This is a genomic window from uncultured Gimesia sp., assembly GCF_937919775.1.
GTDB lineage: Bacteria > Planctomycetota > Planctomycetia > Planctomycetales > Planctomycetaceae > Gimesia.
This window is the reverse complement of the sequence record NZ_CALFPF010000527.1, coordinates 1-4,564: the sequence shown is the minus strand read 5'-3', so window position 1 is coordinate 4,564 and position 4,564 is coordinate 1. Positions and strand designations below refer to the sequence as shown.

4 protein-coding genes and 1 pseudogene are annotated in these 4,564 nt (G+C 47.2%); all 5 read left to right on the top strand.

All coding sequences use genetic code 11. From position 1 onward, the window contains the following. A pseudogene (locus tag Q0294_RS23450) lies at positions 1-108 on the top strand (N-acetylneuraminate synthase); the annotation flags it as partial. Beyond that, on the top strand, positions 105-1,274 hold the full coding sequence (gene neuC, locus Q0294_RS15170) for a UDP-N-acetylglucosamine 2-epimerase (RefSeq protein ID WP_299467125.1): 1,170 nt from the start codon (positions 105-107) through the stop codon (positions 1,272-1,274). The pseudogene Q0294_RS23450 and the gene neuC, both read left to right, overlap by 4 nt. 80 nt (positions 1,275-1,354) lie before the next feature. After that, a complete protein-coding gene (locus Q0294_RS15165; protein WP_299467123.1) occupies positions 1,355-2,479 on the top strand; it encodes a nucleotidyltransferase family protein in 1,125 nt (374 codons plus the stop codon). A 41-nt stretch (positions 2,480-2,520) separates the two neighbouring features. Then, positions 2,521-3,522, top strand: a complete 1,002-nt coding sequence (locus Q0294_RS15160) for an SDR family NAD(P)-dependent oxidoreductase (protein ID WP_299467121.1) — start codon at positions 2,521-2,523, stop codon at positions 3,520-3,522. Positions 3,523-3,638: 116 nt separating this feature from the next. Continuing rightward, positions 3,639-4,564: lipid II flippase MurJ (locus Q0294_RS15155; protein WP_299467119.1), on the top strand; the 926-nt coding region annotated here is incomplete at its 3' end.

The following is a 4,564-nucleotide window of genomic DNA, read 5'->3' as shown; positions in this document are numbered from 1 at the left end:
CTCTGTGTGAAACGTCCCGGAACAGGCATCAGTCCCATGCACTGGGATCAGGTGATCAATCAGATTGCCAAACGGGATTATTTTGAAGACGAAATCATTGAGCTATGAAAAAAACAGTCTGTCTGGTAACCGGTTCACGAGCAGAATACGGGTTACTGCGGCCTTTGATAGAAGAGATTATTTCTGAAGGATCATTTACACTTCAACTGCTTGTCACTGGTTCGCATTTATCCCCCGAGTTTGGTCTCACCTATCAGGAGATCGAAGCCGACGGGTACCGGATTGACGAGAAAGTGGAAGTGATCATGAGTTCCGATTCCCCGATTGGCATTTGCAAGTCAATGGGGCTGGGGCTGATTAGTTTTTCAGAAGCCTATGCGCGCCTGCAGCCTGACCTGCTCATTGTGTTAGGTGATCGATATGAAATCTTCAGCGCGGTTTCTGCTGCCCACATCAGCCGTATTCCGGTCGCTCATCTGCACGGAGGTGAGGTGACCGAAGGGGCCTTTGACGATGCCTTGCGGCATTCCATCACCAAAATGAGTCACTTTCATTTTACTTCTACCGAAGCCTATCGGAGACGAGTCATTCAATTAGGGGAAAACCCGGATCGTGTATTTAATGTCGGTGCGATTGGCCTGGATAATATGCTCCGCTTGAAATTGATGTCCCGGGAAGAGTTTGAAACAGCGATTGGCATGAAGTTGAATCACCGTAACCTGTTATGCACATTTCATCCCGTCACTCTGGAGAAAAATACTTCAGTGCAGCAGGTAAAGAGCCTGCTGAATGTTCTGGATCAGCAGGAGGACACCAATGTTATTTTTACCAAAACGAACGCAGATACAGATGGTCGCATCATTAATCAGTTGATCGATGAATTTACCCGAAAAGATGGGAATCGGTTTAAGTCATTTGTGAGTTTGGGTCAATTACGGTATTTGTCGGCGATGCAATATGTTGATGCCGTGATTGGGAATTCCTCAAGCGGCATTATTGAAGCCCCAGGCTTTGGGATTGGTACGGTCAATATCGGCGATCGACAGACAGGTCGAATCAAGTCGGAAACGGTTATCGACTGTGAACCAGCTGAAACCGCTATAGCTTCAGCACTTAAAACATTGTATTCTCCCGAATTCCAAAGGCTGAGGAAACAGGCAACCAACCCATATGGAGATGGTCAAACAGCGCCTCGGGTCGTCAGCATTCTCAGGGAATGTTGCAGCGGCCAGACAACTCAAAAGAAGTTTTATGATTTAGCACCGGAATCGTGAGTGCAAGGTGTGTCGGAGGATAATACAAAGTCAAGGTAGGACTTACCTTGAGAAAGAAGAGCAGGCCAGGGATGGACTCAATGGAAAAATGTCTGATTAATGAATCTGCCGATGTTCGGGAAGCGATACGCGCCATCGAAGCAGGGCAAAAGGGGATTGCAGTCATCGTGAATACGAATGGATGTCTGCAGGGAGTGGTGACCGATGGTGATATCCGACGCGGACTGCTGGCCGGAGTAAAGCTGAAAGCTTCCATCACGTCGATCATGAACCGCAAGCCAACCAAGGCCGTCTCCGGCATGTCTCAGTCGTCGATTGTCGAGTTGCTGAAACAAAGCGCACTTGAATCACTTCCCCTGGTTGATTCAAAAAATTGTGTCATCGATGTCATTCTGCTGACGGATTTAACACAAGAAACAGACACTGGGAAAGCAGACGGTTTCAGTTGTGCCTTGATTATGGCAGGTGGCGAAGGTCGCAGGTTATTACCTCTGACGGAGAATCTGCCCAAACCTCTGGTAGAAGTCGGTGGTATGCCGCTCATTGAGCGCCAGGTCCGTAGAGTTGCCAATGCGGGAGTGAGCAGGATCTATATCGCGGTCAACTACCTTGCAGGTATGATTGAATCACATCTGGGAGATGGGAGTCGGTATGGAGTTGAAATTCAATATTTACGTGAACAGCAGAAACTGGGAACAGCCGGAGCACTGTCTTTGATTAAGGACACGCTTGATGGTCCTGTGCTGTTGATGAATGGGGATGTATTTACTTCGATCGATTTTCGGTATCTGCTCGATTTTCATTCCAAGCATCAGCCGTTAATCACGGTGGCAGCCATCGATTATCATGTCGAAATTCCCTACGGTGTGATCAAAACGGCAGGGGCGTTTGCAGTATGCCTCGAAGAGAAACCATCACAGCAATTTCTATGCAATGCCGGCATCTATGCCATTTCACCTGAAGCAGTGAGTCAGGTGCCTCAGAATCAACCTTATAACATGACCGATTTAATCGAACTGGGAATTTCCCAGAAGTCAGGTGTCGCCGTATTTCCCGTTCATGAATATTGGTCGGACATCGGTACGCATGCCGAACTGGATAAAGCACGTTCGGAATTAAAAATCGTCAAAGAGACATTAGGGGATCTGGAAGAGTTTGATGAGAGTGCAGTGAATATCGGGTTAAATCTTCGCAGAGCTGCTTGATCAATATTAAACATCATCATTTATATTTAAGAAAAAATAGTATGTCGGAGTCATTAGCTGGTCAACAGGTGCTGGTCACCGGAGCAGATGGTTTCATTGGAAGTCATCTGGTTGAACAACTTGTACAAAGCGGAGCGCGTGTGCGGGCACTCGTTTACTATAATTCATGGAATCAGATAGGCTGGTTAAACGACGTCTCCCGTGAGGTTCTGCAATCGGTTGACATCATTCAGGGAGATATCCGTGATGCCGAACGTATTAATGGAGCTGTCACAGGCTGCGACTATGTTTTTCATTTATCCAGTCTGATTGCGATTCCGTATAGTTATGTTGCTGCACGCTCATATGTAGACACAAATGTGACAGGCGCCTTGAATGTATTACAGGCGAGTCGAAATTCGGAATGCTTAACCAGACTCGTGCATGTTTCGACTTCTGAAGTTTATGGAACTGCCCAGCGTGTGCCCATTGATGAAGATCACCCCTTAGTCGGCCAGTCCCCTTATTCGGCCAGTAAAATTGGCGCGGACAAGATGGCGGAGAGTTTTTATCTCTCTTTCGGATTGCCGGTCGTCACCGCCAGACCGTTTAATACATTTGGACCAAGGCAGACTGCTCGGGCGGTGATTCCCACTATCGCCAGCCAGTTGCAGGCAGGCTGCACTGAATTGAAATTAGGTGCCCTGACACCAACTCGCGATTTTAATTTTGCCACAGATACCGCGGCCGGAATGATTGCACTCGCATTATGCAAACAGGCTGAAGGCGAAGTTGTGAACATCGGCAGCGGCGAAGAATGGTCGATCGAAGAAACGGCAAAATTGCTGATGGAAGTGATCGGGCGGGAAGTTCCGATTATTTGTGATGAAAATCGGATACGTCCGGATAAAAGTGAAGTCAATCGTCTTCTGGCGGATACTTCCAAGATCAACCGGTTAACCGGCTGGAAAAGCCAGGTTTCATTTAAAGCAGGCCTGACGAAAACCGCAGAATGGATCGGTCAGAATATTCAGTTTTTCGATGCAGAGCGTTATACCATTTAATAAATCATTTTAGAGAAGAGCTTTTTCAAGGAATTGAAAAAAATGATGCAACTGATTGTTTGGATCAAAGCATTATTTGAGATACCTTTTGGACTTTCAGAAAGGTTTGCGACCAAATGATGGGGCGATCCGTTTCATTAGCGGTAATATTAGTAGCCATCGCGATGTTGCTGGGGCGATTGACAGGATTATTTCGTATGCTGGGGCTTGCCACAGTATTGGGCGTTTCGCATGCGAACGATCTGGCCGTTTTAGTCATTTCTGTTCCCGATGTTTTGAACGCGATGTTAATCGGTGGAGCGCTGGCGGCTGTTTTGGTACCGGAAATGCATCGCAGAAGCCAGGCTATTTCATCGCAACACGCCAGTCAGCTGATTGTGCAAACTTTTTTTGTTGTGGGTGCGATTTCCAGTGTACTTGCGATAATTTTAGCAGCCTGTTCGTCATGGTTTACTCAGATGCTCGCTTCGGGATTTACCCCTGCTCAACTGAGTGAAGCCAGTCGATTAATTATGATCGTATTATTGGCATTTCCCATTAGTGCCGTTACCGCCGTCACGGCAGCCGCGTTACAAGGCCATCACAAGCCGACAATTCCCGCGTATGGAAATTTGTTTTTCAACGTGATTCTGCTCATCGCGATATTCTTCTGGGTAACACCCGGGGACATCAGTGTCGTCGCCTGGGCAGTCGTAGCGGCTGTTTTATTTCGATTAGTGACGCAATTAATCAACTGCTACGCCATCGGCGTGTTTCGTGGTGGATTTCAATCGTTAACGCGATTTTCGGCTTTGAATCGGGAATTGCTGCTGAAATATTTTCAAGCCCTGACTGCGATTGGAGTTGTTGTCGCATTCCCGGTAGTATCGAGGTCTTTTGCCTCAGCATTTGAGGGGGGGATCAGTCTTTTTGAATATGCGCAAAAGCTGGTTGAACTGCCACGGGGGTTATTCGGCGCCATTTTGACGATGGTGATTTTTCCGAGATTGAGCCGTATCTTCGCTGAAGGAAATGTGTCTGACGGAGCAAAATTAATCAGTCA